Raw genomic sequence first — 23,173 nt, forward strand, 5'->3', positions numbered from 1 at the left:
GGTTTAACTATCGTCGGACCTAAATATGAAAAAGAACATAGATTTTTGCTCGCGGCGCCTGGGTGCGCTGCTTCTGGTGGGCGTGCTGGGCCTGGGCCTGCCCTCTTGCAGCCTTGACTTGGTAAACCCCAACGCCGCTACCGAGCAACAGACCCTTACCACCCGCGAAGGCGTATTGGCGCTGAGCGTGGGGCTGCGCCAGCTCTATTCCACGGTTGCCCTCGAACCCATCATCATTACCACGGGCACCACTGCCCGCGAGCTAAAGGGCGTAACCACGTTTTTCAATGTGATTGAGCTGGAGCAAGGCGGCGCGCAGCTTTCGCCCAACAACGCCAATACGACGGCGCTGTTTTCCCGCAATTACCGGGTGGTCAACGTGGCCGACCAAATTATTGCGGCCGCTCCCGCCGTGCTGGCGGCCGACGAGCGCACCCGGAGCGGGGTACTAGCCCATGCCTACCTGTTCAAGGCGGCCGCGCTGGGCGCGGTGGCTATGGGCTTCGAGCAAGGCCCCCTCACGGCCAACCCCGATGGCAACGGCACCACGCCGTTTGTGAGCCGGGCGCAACTACTGGCCGAAGCCGTGCGCCTGCTCGATTTGGCTGCTCAAGAGCTGGCCGCCAATCCTCCCTCGCCTGATTTTAACACCCAGGTACAAGGCACGGAGTTCAACCTGCCCAATACCGTGCAAGCTTATCGGGCGCGCTTCAATCTGATAGCGGGCAATTATGCGGCCGCCCTGACCGCCGCCAACCTGGTAAATTTATCCACCCGCTCGGCCTTTACTTATTCGCCCCAGAACCCGAATCCGGTGTTCACCTTTACCACGCAGGTGGGCAATTTTAAGCCCCGCGACTTCTTTGGCCTGCCCGCCAACTTAGCTGAAGCAGGCGACGGCCGCCTGGGCTTCTACCTCAGTGGCCCCGTGGTGGTGGACCGCAACAACGGCGGCCCCGACAACCTACGCAACCTGGCCGGCTTCTTCACGTCGCAGACTGCTGCCATTCCTGCCTACCTGCCCGATGAGATGCGCCTGATTCGGGCCGAAGTGTACCTGCGTCAAGCCACGCCTGACCTTACTGCCGCGCTGGCCGACATCAATGCCGTGCGTACCCAAAGCTCCGGCGACCCCTTTGGCGTACACGCCAACCTGCCAGCGTATTCGGGTCCGGTCACGGTGCCGGCCTTGCTCACCGAGGTATACAAGCAGCGCAGCAGCGAGCTCTACCTTAGTGGCTTACGCCTGGAAGACAGCCGCCGGTTTGGGCGACCGACGCCCACGCCCACTCCAACCCCGGGACTTCTGGAACGCACCCGCAACTTCTACCCCTACCCCCAACAGGAGCGGGTGAACAATCCCAGCACCCCCAACGACCCGACCATCTAGCCCTCGGCACCGTCACAGTTGACCACTGTTTGGGAGCATTAGCGCAAGCGCCCACCCCAGAGATGGAGTGGGCGCTTTTCATTTACCTAAGCCTGCGCCGCACGCGTTCAGTTGCGCAGGGAAATAACGACCTTAGCCATTCCGCTGGTGCTCGCGCACCTTCCCAATAGCCGCACACGACCCATGCAAACCACTACGCAAGCCGCCGTGGCCACCACCGGCGCCCAGCCCCTGGCCGAGGCCTCCCAGCCCGGCCGGCTCATCTCGCTGGATGCGTTCCGGGGCCTCACCGTCATGGCCATGATACTGGTGAATAACCCCGGCGACTGGGGCCACATTTACCCGCTGCTGGAACACGCCGAATGGAACGGCTGCACCCCCACCGACCTCATTTTCCCATTCTTTCTATTCATTGTGGGCGTGAGCCTGGTGTATGCGCTGGATGGCGTGAAGCGCCGCAACGAGCCGCAAGGCGCCGTTCTGCTGCGGGTGCTCAAACGTGCGGCGGTGCTGTTTGGCCTGGGCCTGCTGCTGTCGCTTTACCCAAAGTTCGACTTTACTACGGTGCGGATAATGGGCGTGCTACAGCGCATTGCCCTAGTGTTTTTGGGCTGCAGCATCATCTTTTTGAAGACCAACTGGCGCACGCAGGCATGGCTGGTGGTGGTCTTTTTGGTGGGCTACGCGGTGCTGATGCAGCTGGTGCCCGTGCCCGGCTTTGGGCCCGCCAATCTGGAACCCAGCACCAACCTCGGCGCTTGGCTCGACCGCCTCATTTTCACCGAAGCTCATCTCTGGAAATCAAGCAAAACCTGGGACCCTGAAGGCTTGCTCGGCACGCTGCCCGCCCTCGGCACGGGGCTGCTGGGGGCACTCACGGCGCAGTGGCTGCGGCGCCCGGGGCCCGAGCCTGCCGCCAAGGTGGCGTGGCTGTTCGTGGCCGCGGGGGCCATTATCATTCTGGGTCTGTGCTGGGCGCCGTGGTTTCCTATCAACAAAGCGCTGTGGAGCAGCTCTTATGTGCTTTACACCGGGGGCCTGGCCATGGCCGGCTTGGCGGCGCTCTACTGGATTTGCGATGTGCAGGGCTACCGGTCCTGGACGCAGCCGGCGCTGGTGTACGGCGTCAATGCCATTTTGGTATTTTGCCTTTCGGCTCTGCTTTCGCGCACTTTCGCCTTGTTTAGCCTGCCTCGCCCCAATGGCAAAACGGGGGGACTCAAAGAATGGCTGTACGAGTGGGGCATCGTGCCCTTTTTCTCCGACCCGCGCATGGCTTCGCTGGTGGGGGCAGTGCTGCTGGTGCTTATCTGGCTGGGAATATTGAGTTGGATGTATAAAAAAAGGTTTATCCTGAAGGTCTGATTGCATGCCCGCAGCCCTGCGGAGTCCGTCATTGCGGCCTGCTCTTTCCCGATGCCAAAGAGGGCCTTCTCACACTTGAATTCGATTCAACTTTATGAAAATTCTCATCATCGGTGGCGGCAACATGGGCCTGACCTATGCCCGCAGCTTTGTGCGGGCCCACATCACCTCGCGGCTCGATTTGCGGCTACTGGCCCGCTCGCCCGAGCGGGTGCCGGCCCTGGCCATCCACGAAATCGGGACCGTGTGGGGCCACCCAGGCGAGTGCGTGCCGGGCGCTGATATCCTGATTCTGGCCGTGAAGCCGCAGGACTCGCCAGCCCTCTTCGAAACGCTGCGGGGCCTGGTGCAGCCGCAGCAAGTGGTACTCAGCATCATGGCCGGGGTGCGCATTGCCACGCTACGCGAAGCCCTGGGTACGCCCAAAATCATTCGGGCCATGCCCAACCTGCCCGCCCAAATTGGCATGGGCATGACGGCCTTCACCAGCACCGACGAAGTAACCCGCGCCGAGTTGGTGCAAGTGCAAAACCTGCTTTCGACCACCGGCAAAACCGTTTACGTGGAGCAGGAATCGGCCATTGACGCGGCCACGGCCATATCGGGCAGCGGCCCCGCCTACGTGTACTACTGCATGGATGCCCTGATGGCCGCCGCCACCCAAATGGGCTTCTCCCCCGCCGAAGCCGAGCTGCTGGTGAGCCAAACCTTCCGCGGTGCCGTGGAGCTCTACTCCCAATCGGGCCTGAGCTGCACCGACTGGATTGCCAAAGTGGCCTCCAAAGGCGGCACCACCGAGGCCGCGATGAAGGCTTTCGGGGCGGGGGAAGTGCGCGAAGGCCTCATGGCCGGCGCCGGGGCCGCCCGCAACCGCGCCGAGGAGCTGGGGAAATAATGCTGTAGTAGTTCTCGCTGAGGTTCGCGGAGGTAACCGCTGAGGTTCGCTGAGTTGTCATAAGAATTGCATGAACAGCTCAGCGAACCTCAGCGAGAAAGTATTAAGCCACGGAATAGCCAGCAAAATCTTTCCGCAGCTGCGTTTTGAGCAGCTTACCGGTAGCGGTGTGCGGCAATTGGTCCACGAATTCCACCGCATCGGGCTCGGAGAAGTGGGCCACTTTCCCTTTGAAGAAAGCGAGCAAATCCTCGGCCGATACGTCCATGCCCGGGCGCCGCACCACAACGAGCAAGGGCCGCTCGCTCCACTTGGCGCTGGGCACGCCGATGACGGCAGCTTCAGCCACGGCCGGATGCCCCACGGCCAGGTTCTCCAGGTCGATGCTGGAAATCCACTCGCCGCCCGATTTGATGACGTCCTTTGACCGGTCGGTGATTTGCATGAAGCCGTCGGCGTCGATGGTCGCCACATCGCCAGTGCGGAACCAGCCATCGGCCGTGAGCTCGCCGGGGGTGCCGCTGTTGAAATAGTCGCCCACCACCCACGGGCCGCGCACCAGCAAGTCGCCAAAGGCCACGCCATCGTGCGGCAGCGACTCGCCGTCGTCGCCCACAATCTTCATGTCGACGCCAAATACCACCCGGCCTTGCTTGACCCGCACCGCCTGGCTGTCGGCCGGGCTAAGGTGGGCATGCTTCGACTTCAGGTGCCCGGCGGTGCCCAAGGGGCTGGTTTCGGTCATGCCCCAGGCGTGCTTGATGGTGACGCCCAGCTCTTCCTCGAACGCCTTCATCAGAGCCGGCGGGCACGCGGAGCCGCCTACCACCGTGCGGTGCAGCGTGCTAAACCGCCGCTTGCCTTCCCGCATAAACTGCAGGAGCCCCAACCAGATGGTGGGCACGCCCGCCGAAAAGGTAATGCCTTCGCTCTCAAATAGCTCATACAAACTGGCGGCATCCATGCCCGCGCCCGGCAGCACCAGCTTGGCGCCGTTGAGCGGTGCCGCATACGGCAAGCCCCAGGCATTGACGTGGAACATGGGCACCACGGGCATGATGACGTCCAGCGCCGAGCAATTGAGCGCGTCGGGCAGCGAAATGGCCATGGCGTGCAGCAGCGTGGAGCGGTTGGAATAAAGCACGCCCTTGGGCTCGTCGGTGGTGCCGGAGGTGTAGCAGAGCGAGCAGGCCGTGTTTTCGTCGAGCATGGGCCACGCGTAGTCGGCGCTTTCGGCAGCCAGCAGGTCTTCGTAGCTGCACAGGCCGGGCATGGCCGAGGCGGCGGGCAGGTGCTCGGGGCCGGCCATCAGCACCCATTTCTCAACCTTGAGACAGGCGGGCGCCAGCTTCTCTACCAGTGGCAGAAAGGTCAGGTCGAAGAACAGCAGCCGGTCTTCGGCGTGGTTGATGATGTAGACGAGCTGCTCCGGAAACAGGCGCGGATTGATGGTGTGGCACACTGCTCCGATGCCGGCCACGCCGTAGTACAGCTCGAAGTGACGGTGCGTGTTCCAGGCAATGGTGGCCACCCGGTCGCCGTCGGCGACGCCAATTTTCAGCAGGGCGTTGGCCAGTTGCTTGCTGCGCTGGTGCGCCTCGGCGTAGGTGTAGCGGTGAATGCCGCCTTCGGGTAGGCGCGAAACCACTTCAGTATCACCGTGCCACTTGGCGGCGTGTTCCAGAATGCCAGCTACGCGCAGCTGGTCGGCCATCATTAGTCCTTGCATGGGGTCGTCGGGGTAAGGGTGGGCGGGAGAAGCAGGCTTCCAAGCTAGCCAATATTTCAGGATATTGAAATATGAACCGAACAGCAGGCCAAGGTTCTTGTATTCCCCGAATTATTTACCTGTCTCCTCCCCCAAACCGCTTATTTCCGCACCGCCTCCAGCGCCAGCTGCAGCAGGCTCGAGCGCACGCTCATCTCCGTCAGCTTATTGTTGTTCCGAGTCGGGTGCACGCGATTGGTGAGCAGCACCACCACCAATTCCTCTTTGGGGTCAACCCAGAAATAGGTGCCGGTGTACCCCGTGTGGCCAAAGCTGCTCTGGGAAACGCTCTTGGCTGAGTTCACGGTAGGGTCGGCGGCGGGCCGGTCGAAGGCCAAGGCCCGGCGGTTGTCGGGGCAGAACTGGCAGCGGGTCCATTCGGCCATCAGTTCCTTGTTGAATACCTGCTGATTGCCGTAGCGGCCGCTCCAGGCATAGGTTTGGGCGAGCTTGGCCACGTCGGTGGCGCTGCCAAATAAGCCGGCGTGGCCCGACAGGCCGCCAAACAGCGCCGCGCCCTCGTCGTGCACGGTGCCGTGCAGCAGCTGGCGGCGGAACGCCGAATCCACTTCCGTGGGCACAATGCGGCGCAGCGGGAAGCGGTGGGTGGGCCGGAAGCCCATGGTGCTGGCGCCCAGCGGGCCATACACCTGCTGCTGCAAAAAGGCGTCGAACGTCTGCCCGGTTCGGGCTTTCACCAGCTCCGGGTAGAGAATAAACGACAGGTCGGAATACACGTAGCCCGGCTTCTCGTTCAGCGGCGACTCCCCTATCTCTTTGTAAAGACGCGCCGGCAGGGTCTTGCGCGCCCACAGTTCATCGGCCACCGGCAGCGGAAACCGGGCCGATGAATCGGCGCGGAAATAGCGGCGGCGCAGCTGGCCGTTTTTCTTCGTCAGCTCCTTCCAAAACGGAATCCAGGCCTTCAGGCGGGCCTGGTGCGTGAGCACGTCGCGCATGCGCAGGTCGGCTTTGTTGGTGCCGCGCAGGAAGGGAAAGTACTGACCCATGGTGCTGTCCGGGCTGAACTTGCCCTGCTCCTGCAGCTTGAGCAGCGCGGGCGCGGAGGCCATGAGCTTGGTGAGCGAGGCCAAGTCGTAGATGTCGCCGTCGCGCACCGGGCGCGGTACTGTAGTCGGGGGCGCTACGGTAGTAGAGGTCGCGGCCTGGTCGCGCTTCTTGCGCTTCTGGTCCCTGCTCATCTCCTCTTCTTCGCTCCCATTGCCAAAGCCGGCGTAGGTGTGGTTGCCGTAGCTTTTGCGCAATACCACCGTGCCGCGCCGGGCAATGACCACCTGGGCGCCGGGAAAGGCCTGGGCCGCCAGGGCCCGGCCTATCAGGCTGTCTACCCGCGCTTCAAGGCGGCCGTCGAGGCCCACCGACTCAGGGTAGGCATAGGCCAGGCGCTGGCTGCCGGCCGTGCGCAGGCCGAAGCCACGGGCGTACCGGTCCGATACCGTGACGGGCAGTTTGCCCGTGGTGCCTATGCCACCAAAAATGGCTTGGGCGGCTAGGCTCTGGGCATTCGGGCTTTCCTGGTAGGCCAGCACTACGCCAGCGGCGCGGTCCAGGTCGCGCACCTTGGCCACGGCGTAGGCCGAGCCGAAGACGCTCAGTACCAGCGTTTGCTTCTGGTTTATCAGCTCGCGCAGCAGCAGGTTGGTTTCGGGCGAGATGCCGAAGTTGGTGGCGGGCAGGCGGCCCAGGCCCTGCATTGCTACCAGCACCAAGTTGTAGGGTTTTAGCGCCTCGCGCAGCTTTATCAACTCGTCCAGCGTGGGCGTGGAGGTGGCGTGAAAGTGGGCTGCCGGCGCGTAGTCGGCCACGGTTTTTTGGAAGTCGGACGTATTGGAGCCGCCGCCCAGCACCAGGGTGGCTATGCGCAGGGTGTCGAGGCGCTGCAGCGGCAGCAGGTTCTTTTGGTTGCGCAGCAGCGTAATGCTTAGCTCCGTGAGCCGGTGGCTCAGGTACTGCGCGTGCGGATAGTTGAGGTCTTCGTGGAGGTTTTTGGTTTCGATGGGCTGGTAGCGGCTCAGGCCCGACCACTGCTTGAGGGCCAGCACCCGGCGGCAGTGCTCGTCGATTTCCTTTTGTGAAATGCGCCCGCTGTCCACGGCAGCGCGCACCATTCTAATGGCCAGGGGCACGTTCTTGCTGAACTCCAGTATGTCGTTGCCCGCCATCAGGGCCCGCACGTCGGCCTCGCCGGGCGGATACTTCGTGATGACGCCCTTCATGTTCATGGCATCGGTGAAAACCAACCCCTGAAAGCCCATTTCCTTGCGCAGAAAATCCGTCACGATGGGCCGCGACAAGGTGCTGGGACCCGGCACCGTGTCCAGCGAGGGCACGTTGAGGTGGGCCACCATCATGCCGCCCAGCCCGCCCGCAATCAGGCTGCGGAAGGGCGGCAGTTCCAGGGTGTCGAGGCGGCGGCGGTCGACGCGCACCGTCGGCAGGGCCAAGTGGGAGTCGGCGTCGACATCGCCGTGGCCGGGGAAGTGCTTGGCCACGGCCAGAATGCCCGCGTCCTGCATGCCGCGCATATACTGGCGGCTGTCGCGCGACACGGCCGCCGGGTTTTCGCCCCAGGAGCGGAAGCCGATGACGGGGTTGGCGGCGTTGTTGTTCACATCCACCACGGGAGCAAAGTTGACGTGCATGCCCAGCCGCTTGAACTGCCGGGCCACCTCGCGGCCCATGTCATATAGCAGAAAGGTATCGATGCCCCCGCCCAGGCTCATTTGGTAGGGGAATTTCACCACGCTGTCGAGGCGCATGCCTACTCCCCATTCGCCGTCCATGGCCACCAGCAGGGGCACTCGGCTCTGGCTTTGGTAGCGATTCAGCAAGCGGGCCTGCCGGCCCGGCCCGCCCTGAAAGAATATCAGGCCACCAATGCCGTACTGCTTGATAAGGGCCGAAATGGAGTCTTCATCAACGCGAGTGCGGTTGGAATACGCTGCTACCATGAACAGCTGCGCCGCCCGCTGGTCGGGCGTGAGCGCGCGCATCAGGCTATCGACCCAGGGCGAGTGCAGGTATTGGGTGAAGGCAGGTGCGCCCGGCGGCAACGCCCCCATGGCTGGCTTCTTGCCGGCCACTGTTTTGGGGCGAGCATTCTTGACCACATTCGGGGTTTTGTTCCGGTTCTGCGGGCGGGAAACCGAGGGCTTTGGCGCGGGCACTGCCCGGCGTTGGGCCGGAGCTAGCAGCGGCGCGACAAACAGCAGCGCCAGCAGCGTAAAGGACTTGAGGGATGACAAGGGCAAAGGCTGAGTGTAGATGCGAAAGTAGCGCTTAGCGCTGCGAACTCATTGGTATACTAATAAGACATACTGTTCTTGGCAAATGCCGCTTATAAGGCCGAGGTAAAAGCTTCGACGCTACAAAACAGGTTTGCGCTAAAAAATTAACAAATAGTTTATTCTTCAAATAAGACAAGGGTAAACCCACATTCTATCGCCCAATCGAATAGTAAATATCGTATTTTTACATTATTCAAGTTTCGGATACGGTTGCCGCTACGGCTTTCTGCTCGCAAGGTTTTGTATGGTTCTCTAAGAATTGGTACCTTGCGAAAAATTAGCCTATTCCGTGTTTTTCTTTAACTCAAAACTGGGGCTTGGTTATTTAAAACTCACTTGTGTTCTGCTATGTCAATTTCTGGCAAGCAGTAACCGAAGAGAAACAATGTTCGAAACCGCTGCCTAACAGCACTTTTTAAGCACTTAAAAGAAATTTTTCCATATCAACTACACCTATTGCTCTCATGCGAACAATCATACTTCTTTCCTTAAAGAATTACTGCAGAAAAGCCATGTTCTTAGGGGGCTTTGCTGTCCTTTTGGGTTCTGCTGATGCTTCTGCACAAATTTTTACCAAGACTCAGAACTTTAACGCAGCATATACTCCCCCTGCTACTGGGAGCGTATTAGGTTTCTCCGCTTCTTCGACCACCAACAACGCCCCTGAGTTGGTGGGTTACTTTAGCGAAACTGCTCCACAAACCTTTGGAACTTACGGCGTTCAGAATAACAGCAATGGTATTACTGGACTGAATACTACACTAACTTTTGACACCCAAACTTTTCAGGCGGGCTCCACAGGTAATAGACTCTCATTTCAGATTGGTAGCCCAGCAATAGGTGCAAACAATGAAGGCTTCGGCAACCAAAGTCAAGTTATTGTAGGACTAACTCTGGTAAATACCATAACCTCAGCCGCCACTACTGCCAATGTTCTGTCTATAAATTCAGCTGCATTGAGTTCTAATGGCAACAACTCCGGTCCGGTGTACACTGTTGGCCAAACTGGAACCACATCTGAAATGATTACCACCAATGGTACGACCCTACAAACTAGGGTTGTTCCTATTAACGGTCCTGGAATTTCAAGCTTTATTATAAATCTTCCCTCTTTTGTTCAAAGAACCAACGTAACGGTTACGATAACACTCATTACTTCGAGAAGGAATGCTATTGTAGTAGACAACGTCACGCTGGCTTCAGGTTCTTCACCACTTCCCGTTGAACTCACCCGCGTCGAAGCGACTGCCAAGCAGCAAGGCGTAACCCTAAACTGGGCCACTGCTACCGAGAAGAATAACGACCGATTCGAAATACAGCGCAGCGCCGATGGCCAGCTGTTCCAAACCATTGGCAGCGTGAAAGGCCAGGGCAACAGCAGCAGCGCGCGGGAGTACTCGTATGCCGACAGCCGTCCGCTCGCGGGTCAGTCGTACTACCGTCTGCGCCAGGTCGACACCGATGGCACTAGCGCGTTCTCGCCCGTGGTAGCGGTGCAAACCAGCACGGAGGTAACGGTTTTCCCCAACCCTACCGCCGACGCCGTGGTGTTGCCCGCCACTGTGGGCCAGGTGCAGTACCGCGTATTGAATGCCTTGGGCCAGACCATGCTGCGCGGCAAAGCCGCCGGCAACGACCGCCTCGACCTGACCAGCCTCAACAAAGGCACCTACTTCCTGGAGCTGAAGGGTGCTGCTGAAAGCACCATGCAGCGCGTGGTACGCGAGTAGTACCCGTTGAAACGTATTCGAAAGCCCGGCGTCCTGCTCAAGGACGCCGGGCTTTTGTTTTGCAAAACATGTTGAGCCCAGGAAGCGCCCCCTGCGCCACGCAGCCTACCCCGGATTTTCGCGTTATTTGCTCCCATCTGGCACCCTTACCCCTGCTTTACTTTCTTCATGAAAAAACTTGCCCTTGCCGGCCTCTTAGCCGCGGCGCTCACCTCCGCCTGCAATCAGACCAAAACCACTGATTCATCTGCCAGCAATGAGAACGCGGCTTCTGGAGCGGCCGCCGACACCACCACGGGCCTGTCGGGCCTGTTCAACCGCTACTGGGAGCAGAACTCGCGCCTGAACCCGCTGGATGCCACAGCTTATGGCGACAACCGCTTTAACGACCAGCTGCCCAACGACCAGACCCGCGCCTACCGGGATACACTGCGCACGTTCTACCAAACTTACCTGACGCAGCTGCAGCAGTTTGACCGCGAAAAGCTGAGCGACAATGACAAAATCAGCTACGACATCTTTGAATACGAGATGAAGCACGGCCTGGCGGAACTCAAGCTGAATTTATGGATGATGCCGGCCAACCAGTTCTATGGCCTGCCCATTAGCCTGGGCCAGTACGGCTCGGGCCAGGGCAACCAGCCGTTTAAAACCGTGAAGGACTACGAGAACTGGCTCGGCCGCGTGCGCGGCTTCACGGCCTGGACCGACTCGGCCATTGCCAACTTTCGGGTGGGCATGCGCAACGGCGTGGTGTTGCCCCGCGTGCTGGTAGAGCGCATGATTCCGCAGCTGCAAGCCGAGGACATTGTGGTATCGGACCCCACCAAGAGCCTTTACTACGGTCCCATTACGCGTTTCCCGGCCGACTTCTCGGACATCGACAAAACCCGCCTGACCGACGAGTACAAGAGGGCGATACTGACCGAGCTAGTGCCTTCCTACAGGAAGCTCAGCACGTTCCTGCGCACCGAATACCTGCCCAAAGCCCGCGCCACGAGCGGCATCGACGCGGTGCCCGGCGGCAAAGACATCTACGCCTACCTGGTAGAGTACCTCACGACGACAGACAAGACCCCGGCCGAAATCTACCAAACCGGTCAAAGCGAGGTAGCCCGCATTCGGGCCCAAATGGAGCAGATTAAAAACGAAGTGGGTTTCAAGGGCGACTTGCCGGCCTTCTTCCAATACCTGAACACCGACGCCAAATTCCGGCCCTACAAAAAGCCCGAAGAGGTGCTGGCGGCTTTTGAGAACATTCATCAGCGTATGCTGCCCAACTTGAAAAAGATGTTTGGCCGCACGCCCAAAACGCCGTTTGAAATTCGCCAAACCGAGAAGTTTCGGGAGGCGTCGGCGTCGGCCGAGTACAACCAGGGCTCGCCGGACGGCTCGCGGCCGGGCATCTTCTACGTGCCCATTCCCGACGCCACCACGTTTGCCACCACCTCGGGCATGGAGTCGCTGTTTTTGCACGAAGCCATTCCGGGCCACCATTATCAAATTTCGCTGCAGCAGGAAAGCACCGACTTGCCCAAGTTCCGGCGGTTCGGCGGCCAAAACGCCTACATCGAAGGCTGGGCCCTGTATTGCGAAAGCCTCGGGCCGGAGCTGGGCTTGTTTAAAGACCCCTACCAGCGCATGGGCGCCCTGGGCGATGAGATGCTGCGCGCTGTGCGCCTGGTAGTTGATACCGGCCTGCACTCGCGCCAGATGACCCGGGAGCAGGCCATTGAGTACCTGCTGGCCAACCTGAGCACCACGCGCGACGAGGCCACGTCGGCCATTGAGCGCTACATGGCCATTCCGGGCCAGGCGCTGGGCTACAAAATCGGCCAGCTGAAAATTCGGGAGCTGCGCACCAAGTACGAAAAGCAGCTTGGCTCCAAGTTCAAACTCAGCAGCTTCCACGACGAATTGTTGAAAGACGGCTCGATGCCGCTGGCGGTGCTGGAGAAAAAGATGGACGCCTGGGCAGCCAAGCAGAAGTAGCGCTGTGCCGCAAGAAGTAACTGGAAAAGGGTCGTGCTAGCACGACCCTTTTTTTGGCCGCATTAAATTGGTTTAGCTTTTCGCGGGGATAGTTGTAGCTTGCCGCGCACAGTAATATTCATTGAATGAAAAGTACTTCTATTGCGCTACTTGCCGGCTTATGGATGCCCGGCGCCTTTGCGTTGGTGCAAGCTTCTCAAGGCGGCAAAGCCCCTGATTTGCCCAGAGCCACGGGCGTTTCGGCATCGGCACCGTTGGCCGCGCTGTTTGAAAAGTACTGGGACGAGCAGGCCAGCCTGTTCCCGTTTGCAGCCACGGCGCAGGGCGATAGCCGCTACAACGACCAACTGCCCAACGACCAGACCCGCGCCTTCCGGCAGCAGCAGCAACGGTTTTACCAGCAGTACCTGACGTCGCTGCAGAAGTTCGACCGGGCCAAGCTTTCGGCTGAAGACCAGGTCAGCTACGACGTTTTTCGCTACCAGCTGGAAACCAGCTTGGAAGGCCAGCAGCTGAAGCTACAGCGGTGGCTGATGCCTTTTGGGCAAACCGGCGGCTTGCCGCAAGCTATGGCTCAGTTCGGGTCGGGCATGGCGGCGCAACCGTTCAAGACCGCCAAAGACTACGACAACTGGCTGAGCCGGGTGCACGGCTTCACGGCCTGGACCGATTCGGCCATTGCCAACTTCCGCCAGGGCATGGCTAGCGGCGTGGTGCTGCCCAAGGCGCTGGTGGTGAAAATGATTCCGCAGCTGGAGGCCATGATTGTCAGCGACCCCGCCAAAAGCCTGTTTTACGGCCCCACCACCAAGCTACCCGCCACACTGCCCGCGGCCGACAAAACCCGGCTGACGAATGCCTACCAGCAGGCCATCCTCACGGAGCTGGTGCCCGCCTTCCAAAAGCTGAGCAGCTTTCTGAAAAACGAGTACCTGCCCAAGGCCCGGACCACCTCCGGCTTTGGCGACCTGCCCAACGGCCCGGAGGCTTACCGCTACGCCGTGAAGTACTCGACCACCACCGCCAAAACACCGGAAGAAATTTACCAAACCGGCCTGAGCGAGGTGAAGCGCCTGCGCACCGAGCTGGAAGCCGTGAAAAAGCAGGTTGGCTTCCAGGGCGACCTGCCCGCCTTCTTCGCCTACATGAAGAACGAGCCCAAGTTTCGGCCCTACAAAACGCCGCAGGAAGTGCTCGACGGGTTCGAGGCCATTCACCAGCGCATGGCGCCCAACCTGAAAAAGATGTTCGGGCGCACGCCCAAGACCCCGTTTGAAGTACGCCAGACCGAGGCGTACCGCGCCGCTTCGGCCAGCGCCCAGTACATGGCAGGTTCGCCCGATGGTAGCCGGGCGGGCGTTTTCTACGTGCCCATTCTCGACGCTACCCAGTACAACGTCACGTCGCTGCCGCCGATGGAAGACATGTTTTTGCACGAGGCCATTCCGGGGCACCACTACCAGATTTCGCTGCAAAACGAAAACACCGCCCTGCCTAAGTTCCGGCGCTTCGGGGGCTATAGTGCTTTCAGCGAAGGCTGGGCGCTTTACTGCGAATCGTTGGGCAAAGAGCTGGGGCTTTACACCGACCCATACCAGTACGCGGGCTCTTTGGGTGGCGAAATTCACCGGGCCATTCGGCTGGTGGTCGACGTGGGTTTGCACGCCAAAGGAATGACCCGGGAAGAGGCCATCAAGTACATGATGGACAACGAAGTCATCAGCGAGCAGCTGGCTACGGCTGAGGTTGAACGCTACATGAGCAACCCCGGCCAAGCCCTGAGCTACAAAATTGGCCAGCTTAAAATCCTGGAATGGCGCGCCCGCTACGAGAAGCAGCTGGGCAAGAAGTTCGACCTGCGCGCTTTTCACGACGAGCTGCTGGCCGGTGGCGCGATGCCCCTGGCCGTAGCCGAGCGCCGCATGGACGCCTGGGCGGCGCGGCAGAAATAAATTCGGCGTCGAATGTATCAAGCAGGGCTAATTTCAGCCCATTCATTCCTTATTCCTTCATTATGATTCAGCAAGTTGTCCGCCGCGCGGGCACAGCCCTGGCCGTTTTATTCGTCGTTGGTGCTGCACAAGCGCAGGTAGGCCCCGGCATCCAATGGACCAAAGACGGCTACAGTTACCTGCGGGTGCAGCAGGATTCGGTAGTGCAGCTCGATGCCCGCGAGCCAGCCAAGGCCCGCACCGTCATCAGCAAAAAGCAGCTCATTCCGGCCGGCCAAACGGCTCCGCTGGAGGTGAGCCGCTTCGCTCTCTCCGAGGATGGAAAGTTGGCGCTGCTTAATACCAACACCAAGAAAGTGTGGCGCTTTGACACCCGCGGTGACTACTGGGTATACAACATGGCGACTCAGGAACTGACGCAGCTCGGCAAGGGCCGGCCAGCATCGTCGCTGATGTTTGCCAAGTTCTCACCCGACGGCAACAAGGTGGCCTACGTAAGCGAGCGCAACCTTTACGTGGAAAACCTGGCCGACCACCGCATCACCCCGCTCACCACCGACGGCACCGACCGGCTCATCAACGGCACCTTCGACTGGGTGTACGAGGAAGAGCTGAACTGCCGCGACGGCTTCCGGTGGTCGCCCGACGGGCAGCAGCTGGCCTACTGGCAGCTGGACGCGACCAAAACCCGCAACTACCTGATGCTAAACAACACCGACGCCCTCTACCCCTTCACGGTGCCCGTGGAATACCCGGTGGTGGGCGAAGACCCCAGCCGCGCCCGCATTGGCGTGGTGCCCGTGGCGGGCGGCGCCACCAAGTGGATGGACATTCCCGGCGACGCCGTGCAGCACTACCTGCCGCGCATGGAATGGGCTGATAAGGACGCCCTGATTGTGCAACAGCTAAACCGGCGCCAAAACCAGAGCAAGCTGATACTGTGCACCGCCGCAACGGGCGCGGCAAAAACTATATATAGCGAAACCGACAAGGCCTGGATTGAGGCCAAAGACGATGCCGAAGGCTGGAACTGGTACAATAAGGGCAAAAGCTTTCTGTGGGTGAGCGAGAAGGACGGCTGGCGCCACCTTTACTCCATGGACCGCAGCGGCAAGCAGAAACTGCTGACGCCCGGCAACTACGACGTCATCAGCCTGACCTCCATCAACGAAGCGGCGGGCACCATTTACTTCATGGCCTCCCCCACCAATGCCACCCAAACCTATCTCTACCAGGTGCCGCTTAAAGGTGGCAAGGCCACCCGCGTGACGCCGGCGGCTTTGGCGGGTTCGCACCGCTACGACATTTCGCCCAATGGCAAAATTGCGCTGCACAACTACTCTAGTAGCACCAGCTTCCCGGTAGCTGACGTGGTGACCCTGCCGGCTCACCAACGCGTGAGCGGCGGCGAAATCCCGGAACGGGCGAAGACCATGAAAATGCCCAAAACGGAGTTTTTCCAGGTAAAGACATCCGAAGGCATAACTCTGGACGGCTGGATGGTGAAACCCACCAACTTCGACCCCGCCAAGAAATACCCCATTGTATTCATGGTTTACAGCGAGCCGGCTGGCCAGACCGTGGTCGACCGCTTCGGCGCGAGCAGCAACTTCCTTTACCAGGGCAGCATGGCCGATGACGGCTACATCTACGCCTCGCTCGACAACCGCGGCACGCCGGCCCCGCGCGGGCGCGAGTTCCGCAAAGCCATCTACCAAAACATTGGCAACCTGAATATCCGCGACCAAGCGCTGGGCGCGCAGGAAGTGCTGAAAAACGCTTTCGTCGACACCAGCCGCGTGGCGGTGTGGGGCTGGAGCGGCGGCGGCTCCACCACGCTGAACCTCCTGTTTCAGTACCCGCAGATTTACAAGACCGGCATTTCCATTGCCGCCGTCGACAATCAGCTCAACTACGATAACATTTACCAGGAGCGCTACATGGGCCTGCTACCCGAAGACAAGCACTACTTCGTAGATAATTCGCCGCTGGCCCACGCCAAAAAGTTGCGTGGCAACCTGCTCCTCGTTCACGGCACCGGCGACGACAACGTGCACTACAACAACGCCGAGCAGATGATAAACGAGCTGGTGAAGCACAACAAAACCTTCCAGCTCATGGCCTACCCCAACCGGACGCACAGCATCTCGGAAGGCGAAGGCACCAGCGTCCACTTGGCCTCTACTTTCACCAAATTCCTTAAAGCCAACTGCCCTCCTGGCGGGCGCTAAGCCGGTAGTGATTGGGCATAAAAAAGCGGGAACCGGAAAGACGTTAGGGCTTTTCGGTCCCCGCTTTTTTGTACCCAGCAATGCTCCTAGTCTGGTTCGAATAAGAGCGGGCTACGCAGCAGGAATACGCTGGTAAACCTGGAGAATAAAATTTAAAAATGCTTGTCTGGAAATCTCATCACCCAACACCTAGCGAGGTATATTTGACGTCTACTGTAATTTTCACAGAGTTCTTATGATTCGAATTGGTTTGCTCAACCTCTTCTTGCTGGCTTTGCTGGCTGGCCCAGCGATGGCCCAACAAGCTACTCCGCCCACCACGCCGCTGGATGTGGCCGCCGTGGATGCCGTGGTGGCCCGCACCCTCAAGGCTTTCAATGTGCCGGGCATGGCCGTAGCCGTGGTGAAGGATGGGATGGTGGTGATGAGCAAGGGCTACGGCGTGAGCTCGCTGGCCACCAAGGCGCCAGTTGATGAGAACACGCTCTTCGGTATTGCTTCCAACACCAAAGCCTTTACTGCCGCGGCCCTAGGGCTGCTGGTAGAAGACGGCAAGCTGCGCTGGGACGACAAGGTGACCGACCACATTCCCGAATTTCGGATGTACGACCCCTACGTGACGGCCGAGTTCACGGTGCGCGACCTGCTCACCCACCGCAGCGGCCTGGGCCTGGGCGCCGGCGACCTGATGTTCTTTCCGGACTCGACCGACTACACCATCAAGGATGTCATCCACAACCTGCGCTATTTTAAGCCGGTATCGTCGTTTCGGAGCAAGTTTGATTACGACAACAACCTCTACATCATTGCTGGCGAGGTGGTGGCCCGGGTAGCCGGCCAGCCCTGGAGCACCTTCGTGGAAACCCGCCTGCTCAAGCCTCTGGGCATGAGCCGCACCGGCGCCCTGTACTCCCGCCTCCCCGACCCTGCCAACGTAATTGACGGCCACGGCCCCGTGGACGGCACCGTCCGGGTTATCCGGCGCGACCTGGGCGACATGGTTGGCCCGGCCGGCGGCATGTACAGCAGCGTTGCTGACCTGAGCAAATGGGCCATGATGCTGCTCGGTGGACCCGGCGCCCCGGCTTCGCTCTTCAAGCCCAGCACCCAGTACGAAATGTGGTCGGCGCAAACCATTCTGCCAGTGAGCCCCATGCCGGAGAAATACTTGCCTTATAGCTACAACACGCACTTTTCGGCCTATGGCCTGGGCTGGTTCCTGCGCGATGTGCGCGGGTATAAGGAAGTATCGCACACCGGCGGCCAAATCGGCATGGTCACGAAGGTGACACTGCTGCCCGAGCTGCACCTGGGCATTATTGTGCTCACCAACCAGGAAAGCGGCGCAGCATTCACAGCCGTTACCAACACCATCCAAGACCATTACCTGGGCATGCCGGGGCTTGACCGGGTGAAGCTCATGGCCGACATCACGGCGGCTAGCCAGTCGGACGACAACAAGCTAACCGACGCCGTATGGAAGCAGGTGGCCGCAGCCACCAAAAAAGCGCCGAAAAAGCCGGACTATAAGCCCTACGTAGGCCGCTACAAGGATGCCTGGCTCGGCGATGTGGAGCTATACACGCAGGGCAACCAGCTTTGGCTAAAAGCATTGCGCGCCCCTCGCCTGGTGGGCCAGGTGCTGCCCTACCGCGGCAGCACTTTCGTGGTGCGCTGGAAGGCCCGCAGCCTCAACGCTGACGCTTTCGCCGCTTTCGCCCTCGACGAGATGGGCGAGGCCACCAGCATCAAAATGAAACCCATTTCGCCTGCCACCGACTTCAGCTACGACTTCCAGGACCTGGACCTGCAGCGGGTGAAGTAGCCGGCGGGTGGGGTAACTACGATGCATTTTCACCAACTTGGCCCTTCTAAGCAGGGCCACGGCATGGTCTGGCTGGATTTTCGTTACCCTGCATGATGAAATCGTTTTTCTTGGCGGCCCAGGTGGCAGTGGCTGCGATGCTATTGCTTGGCACGAGCTCCGCGGTGGCCCAACAGCGCTTCGAGCTGGCCGACATCGTGAAGGCTGTGGGCGTGAGCGACCCGCAGCTTTCGCCCGATGGTAAAAGCATCCTCATAACGGTGTCGCGGGCCAATTTGGCCACCAATCGCAACGAGACTGAAATAGTACTGGTTGACGTGGCCAGTGGCATGCAGCGCGTGTTTGTCGCGGAAAGGCCCACAGCGAAGCAAGCGCGCTGGTCGCCCACTGGCGACCAGGTTTCCTTTCTGGCCCGCACCGGCACGGGCAAGGACGCCCACGTGCAGCTTTTTGTGCAGCCGCTGACAGGTGGCGAACCCCGCCAGCTCACTACCTCGGCCGAAAACGTGCAGCTCTACGCCTGGAAGCCCGATGGCACAGCGCTGGCTTACTCAGCCGCCGACCCGCCCGCCAACGCGGCCGAGCTCGCCCGCGGCAACGACAGCTTCGAAGTGGGCAATGGCAGCATGACCCTGACGGCCCCGCCCGCGCCCGACCACCTATGGCTGGTACCTGCCACGGGGGACCAGCCGGCCCGGCGCCTGACCAGCGGCTCCAGCAGCCTGCCCGACGACTCGTCGGCTCCCTTTGCGTGGGCACCCGACGGCCAGCGCCTGGTGTGCGTGCTGCGACCCAGCGCTCAAACCGGCGACCAGGAAACCAGCGTCTTCACCCTGGACGTGGCTACCGGAACAAAGCAGCAACTAGCAGGCCCGGCCCAACGGCTGGATTTACCCGCCTTCTCGCCCGATGGCCGCTGGATAAGCTACCAGACGCCTAAGGAGCCGCCTTATTATGAGTCGCTGGGGTTCGACGTGATACCGGCGGCCGGCGGTACGCCGCGCCACCTTACCCAGGTGCTCGACCGCAACATTCAGCGGGCCCTATGGAGCCCCGATAGCAAGAGCCTGTTTGTAGGCGGCAACGACGGGGCCAGCGTTTCCATCTGGCAGTTGGGGCTGAACGGCAGCAGCCGCAAGCTGAAACTGGGGGCCGTGTCGCCCAACGGCAGCTACTGGGTCGACATGGCTGTGGGCCGGCGCAACGCCCTGGCCTTTACCGCCAACGAGCCCGGCCGCCCTGCCGAGCTGTACTACTTGGCTTCGCCCACCGCCACCCCGCGCCGCCTTACCGACTTCAACCGCGAAACCGCTGCCCTGGCCCTAGGCCGCATGGAAGCCGTGGAGTGGACTAGCGACAACCTGCGCCCCAACGGCATCCTAACCTACCCACCTGACTTCGACCCTGCCAGGAAATATCCGCTGGTGCTCATGATGCACGGCGGGCCTTCCAACTCCTCGCGGCTGGCCTTTTATGGACTGGGCCAGGCCGTGGCGAGCCGCGGCTATGTGGTGTTTCAGCCCAACTACCGGGGCAGCGATAACCTGGGCTACGCCTTCCAGCGGGCCATTCGGGAAGATGCCGGCGCTGGGCCGGGGCGCGACGTGCTGGCCGGCATAGCCATGCTCGAAAAGCGCGGCTGGGTTGATACCAGTCGCATTGCCATTTCGGGCGTGTCGTACGGCGGGTTTATGACGGCATGGCTTATGGGCGAGTCAGGGCGGAGGTGGCGGTGCGCGGTGGCCGCCGCCCCGGTCACTGACTTGCTGGACAGCTACAATTTCGGGGATAACAACCGGGCGAACGCCGGGCACTACGGACCCTCGCCGTGGCTAGGCGCAGAGAACCTGGAGCGCTACCGGGTGCAGTCGCCCTTGTCGCGGGTCGACCGCTGGCGCACGCCCACTCTGATTCTGCACAACACCGGCGACTTTCGCGTGACCATCTCCAACTCCTACAAAATGTACCACGCCCTCCAGGACCGGGGCGTGCCGGTGCGGTTCGTGGCATTTCCAATTTCTGCGCACACCCCCACCGACCCAGTCCGCCTGCAGGAATGGAACCGCCTGTGGATAGGCTGGCTCGACCAATATTTGCAGCCCGAGGGCGCGGCCACTGCCCCCGAGGGCAAATAACTCAGGGCTTCGACCCGACAACTTACTTCCGTAAAATCATCTCAATTTCTATGAACTCATTCATCAAAGCCACCGGCTTGCTGCTGGCGGGCCTGAGCTTAGCCGCCCCGCTAGACGCGGCGGCTCAGAAGAAGCCGGCCCCGGCCGCTCGCAAAACCACATCGGCCGCCAATGCCCTGTCAGCCATTAAGGAAAGTGACATCAAGCGGGATTTGTACGCCCTAGCCGCCGACCACTATCGGGGCCGCGAGGGCGGCACGCTCGATGAGCTGAAAGCTTCCGTGTGGCTCGCCGACCAGATTCGTGCCATCGGCCTGCAACCGGCTGGCGACGACGGCACTTACTTCCAGTGGTTCCATTTGCAGCGCACGCGCCTCACCAAAGCCAGCAAGCTCAGCATCGGCACGCGCCAGCTAAAGCCCAACCACGATGCCATGGTCATTGCCCCTACCAATGCCACGGTGGCGGCGCCGCTGGTATTTGTGGGCACGGGCACGCCGGCCGAACTGGGTAAAGTTGATGTCAAGGGCAAGGCGGTAGCCGTTCAGATTTCGGGCGCCCCCACGGACGGCATCAGCTACCGGCGCTACCTGTTTGGCAAGTTCAGCAGCCAATCGGCGGATTTATTTAAGGCTGGCGCCGTAGCGGTGGTGTTCATCTCAGACGTGCCAGCCCAAGCCATTTATGACCATTGGAGCCACATTTACGAGCGGGGTCGCTTCGGCCTCCCCGGCGATGCCACCCTTAAAGTAGTAGAGCAGCCGCCCGTAATATGGCTGCCCAACACAGCACTTAGCTGGGCACAGCAAGCGGGCCAGCAGTTCACCGCCGATTTGAAGGTGGAAAGCTTCCTCTATCCTTCCGTGAACATTGTGGCCAAAATGCCCGGCACCGATGCGCAGCTGAAAAACGAGAACGTGCTCTTCAGCACGCACCAGGACCATGACGGCGTGCGGGCGCCCGTGGCCGGCGACTCCATCTACAACGGCGCCGATGACAACGCCACCGGCTGCGCGGCCCTGCTGGCCATCATGCGGGCATTTAAGCAGCAGCCGGCCCGCCGCTCGGCGCTGTTCGTGTACCACGGCGCCGAAGAGCGCGGCCTGCTGGGCTCGCGCTACTATTCGGCCAACCCCACGGTGCCGAAAGAATCCATTGTAGCGGTGCTGAACGCCGAGATGATGGGCCGCAACGCCCCCGACAGCGCCGCTTTGCTCGGCTCCACTCCGCCGCACCGCAACTCCTCCGACCTCGTGAACATGGCCCTGGCTGCTAACCAGGCCGGCCCCAAGTTCAAGCTGGACACCGAGTGGGACAAAGCCACCCATCCCGAAGGCTGGTACTTCCGCTCCGACCACCTGCCCTACGCCCGCCTGGGCATCCCGGCCGTGATGTACACCTCCTGGCTTCACGAGGATTACCACACCCCGCGCGACGAGGCCAAAACCATCGATTACGCGAAGCTAACGCGCATGACCAACTGGATGTACCTCACCGGCTGGGCCGTGGCCAACCGCACGGCCGCGCCTGCTAGGGAGCCCGGCTTTAAGTTGGAACGGTGAGCAGTGCATTGAAAAAAAGACCGATGTTCAAAGCATCGCCTGGGGAACCTCACCCCCGGCCCCTCTCCCGCGGAGAGGGGAGCCTAACGCCTGTCATTGCGAGCGGAGCGAAGCAATCCATCCTGTAAGAACAAGGCCATTAATAAAACGACAACCCCCGGTTCTGCGCAGAGCCGGGGCTTTGTCACGTTATAAACCTAGTCGCTGAGACCAGGACGGATTGCTTCGTCGTGCCTCCTCGCAATGACAAAAGCGCAGCCGTGGCTCCCCTCTCTTTTGGAGAGGGGCCGGGGGTGAGGTCCCCCAGGCGAGCCGACATAACGGCCAATCAGGAACAGCACCTACTCTTTCCTGTTAACTGCAACTGCTCACTCCTAACTCCCTTTAATGCGCCACATCACCGCCGCCGACATCAAAAATTTCGAGCGCATATACCGCCTCAACCTCGTCAACGGCCTGCCGGGCTTTAAGCCGGCCAACCTCATCGGCACGGCTGCGCCGGATGGCGGCACCAATCTGGCGGTGTTTAGCTCGGCACTGCACCTGGGCTCCGACCCGCCCCTGCTCGGCATTGTCACGCGCCCCACCACCGTGCCCCGCCATACCTATGCCAACCTCAAAGCCAGCGGCTGCTACACCCTCAACCATGTGCCCATTGACCTGGCCGCGGCAGCTCACTACACCTCTGCCGACTTTCCCGACACCGTTTCGGAGTTTGACGAATGTGGCTTTACGGCTGAGTACCGCGACGATTTTCCGGCTCCGTACGTGGCCGAAAGCCCGTTGAGCATTGGCCTGCGGCTGCTGGAGGAGCACCACATCAGCAACGGCACGGTGCTGCTGGTGGGCACCGTGGAGCACGTGTACCTGCGCGAAGAAGGCCTGCGCGAAGACGGCACCCTGGACCTGGCCGCGCTGGGCGACGCCTGCATCTCGGGCCTCGATGGCTACCACAAAGTGCTGCCGCCCGTACGCTTCGGCTATGCCCGGCCGGGGCAGGCGCCGGTAGCCCAGTAAGCC

13 protein-coding genes are annotated in these 23,173 nt (G+C 60.8%); 11 read left to right on the plus strand and 2 right to left on the minus strand.

Annotated features, from left to right (window positions below; translation table 11 throughout):
- Positions 1 to 25 precede the first annotated feature (25 nt).
- The 3 genes from BMZ66_RS18805 to proC all read left to right on the plus strand — a co-directional run bounded on the left by BMZ66_RS18805 (position 26) and on the right by proC (position 3,650).
- Positions 26 to 1,390: a RagB/SusD family nutrient uptake outer membrane protein gene (locus tag BMZ66_RS18805; RefSeq protein WP_234795161.1), complete on the plus strand. Its 1,365-nt coding sequence runs from the start codon at positions 26 to 28 to the stop codon at positions 1,388 to 1,390.
- Positions 1,391 to 1,573: 183 nt separating this feature from the next.
- Positions 1,574 to 2,755, plus strand: a complete 1,182-nt coding sequence (locus BMZ66_RS18810) for an acyltransferase family protein (RefSeq protein WP_092677209.1) — start codon at positions 1,574 to 1,576, stop codon at positions 2,753 to 2,755.
- Between the two features lie 94 nt (positions 2,756 to 2,849).
- Positions 2,850 to 3,650: a pyrroline-5-carboxylate reductase gene (proC, locus tag BMZ66_RS18815; RefSeq protein ID WP_092677211.1), complete on the plus strand. Its 801-nt coding sequence runs from the start codon at positions 2,850 to 2,852 to the stop codon at positions 3,648 to 3,650.
- A 103-nt stretch (positions 3,651 to 3,753) separates the two neighbouring features.
- Here the strand turns inward: proC and BMZ66_RS18820 are convergent, their stop codons facing one another.
- Both BMZ66_RS18820 and BMZ66_RS18825 read right to left on the minus strand, forming a co-directional pair.
- Positions 3,754 to 5,379: a 3-(methylthio)propionyl-CoA ligase gene (locus tag BMZ66_RS18820; protein ID WP_214607030.1), complete on the minus strand. Its 1,626-nt coding sequence runs from the start codon at positions 5,377 to 5,379 to the stop codon at positions 3,754 to 3,756.
- A gap of 140 nt (positions 5,380 to 5,519) precedes the next feature.
- Positions 5,520 to 8,690, minus strand: coding sequence for a serine hydrolase domain-containing protein (locus tag BMZ66_RS18825; RefSeq protein ID WP_234795162.1), 3,171 nt, complete (start codon positions 8,688 to 8,690; stop codon positions 5,520 to 5,522).
- A gap of 1,058 nt (positions 8,691 to 9,748) precedes the next feature.
- Between BMZ66_RS18825 and BMZ66_RS25595 the strand changes: the two genes are divergently transcribed.
- The 8 genes from BMZ66_RS25595 (at position 9,749) to BMZ66_RS18865 (ending at position 23,170) form a co-directional block, all read left to right on the plus strand.
- On the plus strand, positions 9,749 to 10,456 hold the full coding sequence (locus BMZ66_RS25595) for a T9SS type A sorting domain-containing protein (RefSeq protein ID WP_177204805.1): 708 nt from the start codon (positions 9,749 to 9,751) through the stop codon (positions 10,454 to 10,456).
- 168 nt (positions 10,457 to 10,624) lie between these two features.
- Positions 10,625 to 12,448, plus strand: a complete 1,824-nt coding sequence (locus BMZ66_RS18835) for a DUF885 domain-containing protein (RefSeq protein WP_092677217.1) — start codon at positions 10,625 to 10,627, stop codon at positions 12,446 to 12,448.
- 125 nt (positions 12,449 to 12,573) lie between these two features.
- A complete protein-coding gene (locus tag BMZ66_RS18840; RefSeq protein ID WP_092677219.1) occupies positions 12,574 to 14,400 on the plus strand; it encodes a DUF885 domain-containing protein in 1,827 nt (608 codons plus the stop codon).
- A 62-nt stretch (positions 14,401 to 14,462) separates the two neighbouring features.
- Positions 14,463 to 16,631 carry a S9 family peptidase gene (locus BMZ66_RS18845; protein WP_092677221.1) on the plus strand — a complete coding sequence of 723 codons (2,169 nt, stop codon included), beginning with the start codon at positions 14,463 to 14,465 and terminating at the stop codon, positions 16,629 to 16,631.
- 235 nt (positions 16,632 to 16,866) lie between these two features.
- Positions 16,867 to 18,456, plus strand: a complete 1,590-nt coding sequence (locus tag BMZ66_RS18850; RefSeq protein ID WP_092677223.1) for a serine hydrolase — start codon at positions 16,867 to 16,869, stop codon at positions 18,454 to 18,456.
- Positions 18,457 to 18,548: 92 nt separating this feature from the next.
- Positions 18,549 to 20,591 (plus strand): alpha/beta hydrolase family protein, encoded by a 2,043-nt coding sequence (locus tag BMZ66_RS18855; protein WP_092677225.1) that lies wholly within the window; start codon positions 18,549 to 18,551, stop codon positions 20,589 to 20,591.
- 50 nt (positions 20,592 to 20,641) lie between these two features.
- Positions 20,642 to 22,153: a M28 family peptidase gene (locus BMZ66_RS18860; RefSeq protein ID WP_092677227.1), complete on the plus strand. Its 1,512-nt coding sequence runs from the start codon at positions 20,642 to 20,644 to the stop codon at positions 22,151 to 22,153.
- 387 nt (positions 22,154 to 22,540) lie between these two features.
- Positions 22,541 to 23,170, plus strand: coding sequence for a flavin reductase family protein (locus BMZ66_RS18865; protein WP_092677229.1), 630 nt, complete (start codon positions 22,541 to 22,543; stop codon positions 23,168 to 23,170).
- Positions 23,171 to 23,173 lie beyond the last annotated feature (3 nt).

The sequence above is a fragment of the Hymenobacter arizonensis genome (assembly GCF_900115775.1).
Lineage (GTDB): Bacteria > Bacteroidota > Bacteroidia > Cytophagales > Hymenobacteraceae > Hymenobacter > Hymenobacter arizonensis.